General features: G+C 70.5%; 3 protein-coding genes and 1 pseudogene. 1 reads left to right on the top strand and 3 read right to left on the bottom strand.

Translation table 11 applies throughout. The features are described from left to right. Positions 1 to 216, top strand: a pseudogene (locus GA0115259_RS35980) (DUF5107 domain-containing protein); the annotation flags it as partial. A gap of 50 nt (positions 217 to 266) precedes the next feature. Here GA0115259_RS35980 and GA0115259_RS35975 read toward each other — a convergent pair. From GA0115259_RS35975 to GA0115259_RS35965, 3 genes are all read right to left on the bottom strand, one after another. Next, positions 267 to 623, bottom strand: coding sequence for a VOC family protein (locus tag GA0115259_RS35975; protein WP_093604615.1), 357 nt, complete (start codon positions 621 to 623; stop codon positions 267 to 269). Between the two features lie 131 nt (positions 624 to 754). After that, on the bottom strand, positions 755 to 1,567 hold the full coding sequence (locus GA0115259_RS35970; protein WP_093604613.1) for a methyltransferase domain-containing protein: 813 nt from the start codon (positions 1,565 to 1,567) through the stop codon (positions 755 to 757). A gap of 72 nt (positions 1,568 to 1,639) precedes the next feature. Continuing rightward, positions 1,640 to 2,206 (bottom strand): GNAT family N-acetyltransferase, encoded by a 567-nt coding sequence (locus GA0115259_RS35965; RefSeq protein WP_093604617.1) that lies wholly within the window; start codon positions 2,204 to 2,206, stop codon positions 1,640 to 1,642. Positions 2,207 to 2,362: the final 156 nt, after the last annotated feature.

Here is a 2,362-nt window from a genome sequence, read left to right as displayed (position 1 = left end):
CCGTCGGAGGTACGGCGGCGCGGCGCCTTCCGGTTCGTGGAGGCCCGACTGCTGCTCGCCGAGGGCGACAAGGCGGCGGCCCGCGCGGTCTTCGACGCCGGTTTCGAGGTGCCGGACCTGCGGGAGGGCGCCGAGACGCTCGGTGAGGTGTGGGCGGAGCTGACGGACGATCCGCTGCCGGACGCGTACGAGTACCGGATGCGGCCGAAGGGCTGAGCCCGTCGGCCGCGACCTGACCGGCCGGTCGGCCTGGTCGGGGCCGGTCGTCAGTTCTGGATGGCTCTGCGGTCCACGTACTCGAAGATCGAACCGTCGGGATGTACGGCGATCAGATTGCGGCCCACCGGGGTCGGCACCGGACCCACGAGGACCTGGGCGCCGACCCCGGTGAGAGTCGTGACCGCCTCGTCCACATCCTTGACGGCGATGGTCGCCGTGACCTTGCGCAGGACATCGAGCTCGGACGCGGGGCCGCTCATCAGAAGGAAGCAGCCGACAGCCGCGACCGAGACTCCGCCGCGCTCGTAGCGGAGCGCGGAACTTCCGGTGAGTCGTTCGTAGAACACCACCGAGCGGTCCAGGTCGTCGACGCAGATGCGCAACGTGGTTCCCAGGATTTCCATACGGATCAGGTTAGTTGGCGACGCCGGGACAGGAGATCGATTCGGGCAGTGAGAGGGCGGCGAAAGGGCGGCGAAAAGGCGGCCCATGGACGCCGCGAGGACTGGCGGAAGAGCGGCGCATGGGCGACGGCTCAGACGCGGCAGAGGATTTCGCCGTGCGGGACCATGAACCAGCCGTCCTCGTCGGCGCCCCACTCCCGCCAGGCCTCCGCGATCTCCGTCAGCCGGGCGCGTGTCGCGTGTCCGCCGCCCACCGCCAGTTCGCCGTAGCGCGAGGCCGTCGTACGGTCCGCCCACAGCCCGCTCCACCAGGCGCGCTCGTCGGGTGTGGCGAAGCACCAGTTCGTCGCGGTCGCGGCGATGTCGCTGAAGCCGGCGCGCCGTGCCCAGGAGGGCAGTCGCCGTCCGGCGTCCGGCTCACCGCCGTTGGCGCGCGCCACCTCGCGGTACAGCTCCTGCCAGCCGTCCAGCCCGGGCACGGCGGGAAACCAGGTGAAGGCGCCGTAATCAGCGTCGCGCGCCGCGACGACACCACCCGGCCTGCACACCCGGCGCATCTCGCGCAGGGCCCGTACGGGATCGCCGACATGCTGGAGGACCTGATGGGCGTGGACGATGTCGAAGGAAGCGTCGGGAAAGTCCAGTGCGTGGACATCGGCGACCGCGAAGCGGACATGGTCCGCGCCTGCCGCTGCCGCCGTCTCCCGCGCCTGGTCGAGGACGGACTCGGAGGCGTCGACCGCCGTCACCGTTCCCGTCGGCGCGACGAGCGCGGCCAGATCGGCGGTGATGGTGCCGGGACCGCAGCCCACATCCAGTACGTCCTGCCCTGGCCGCAGCTCGGGCAGGAGATACGCGGCGGAGTTGGCGGCGGTACGCCAGCGGTGCGAGCGCAGCACGGACTCGTGGTGTCCGTGGGTGTAGACGGCGGTCTCCTTCGGCATGGCCGGACTTCCTCTCGCGAAGTGGTCCGGCCACGGTACGCCGCGATGTCGAATGGTGAGATCTACGTCTCGCTATTCGGGCAACGGCTCCGGCCGGTTCGAGTGGGCCCACTGCTCCCGGGTGAGGACGTACGCGACATCGCCGTGCTCCGAACCTTCAATCGTCTCCGGCCACTCCTCGAAGAAGGTGCGGATGTAGCGGAGTCCGGTCTTCTCCAGCACACGCCGGGACGCGCTGTTGACCGTCATCGTCTGCGCGGTCACCCGCTCCGTACCGAGCTCGGTGAACGCCTTGTCGACCAGCGCGCGGGCGCCCTCGGTGGCATAGCCGTGGCCCCAGGCCTCGCGGCGCAGCCGGTATCCCAACTCGACCACGTCCCAGCCGGATTCGCTCTCCGGTTCCAGCGAGAACCAGCCCAGCCACTCGCCCGTCGCGCTCTCCTCGGCGGCCCAGAAGCCGCGCCCGAGCAGCCGCGGCAGAGTCTCGCGGCGGACGGTGTCGGCGGAGACCGGCCGGCCGGCGTCGATGAACCGCCGTACGCCCGGATCGTTGTCGAGGGCGACCACATGGTCGAGGTCACCCTCGGTGAGGGAACGCAGCCGCAGCCGAGGTGTCTCCAGGAAGAATCGCGCGTCCATGGTGCGATCCTCGGCCGGGTGATCCGGACCTGTCCACCGCATATCCGCCCACCCATCCACGGTCAGCGGCACGGTCAGCGGCATGGGCAGCCAGGTCCTCTCGTTTGGATCTTGCCGGGCTCGCGTGCCCGCAGTGACATCAGCCGCTGCCGCGGC

It is taken from the genome of Streptomyces sp. MnatMP-M17 (genome assembly GCF_900091995.1).
Taxonomy (GTDB): Bacteria; Actinomycetota; Actinomycetes; order Streptomycetales; family Streptomycetaceae; genus Streptomyces.
This window is presented reverse-complemented; position numbering and strand designations above follow the sequence as displayed.

Bases quoted from the DNA above. Each gene is read 5' to 3' on its own strand.
- GA0115259_RS35965 (WP_093604617.1), bottom strand. From the start codon at position 2,206: ATGGACGCGCGATTCTTCCTGGAGACACCTCGGCTGCGGCTGCGTTCC.
- GA0115259_RS35975 (WP_093604615.1), bottom strand. From the start codon at position 623: ATGGAAATCCTGGGAACCACGTTGCGCATCTGCGTCGACGACCTGGAC.
- GA0115259_RS35970 (WP_093604613.1), bottom strand. From the start codon at position 1,567: ATGCCGAAGGAGACCGCCGTCTACACCCACGGACACCACGAGTCCGTG.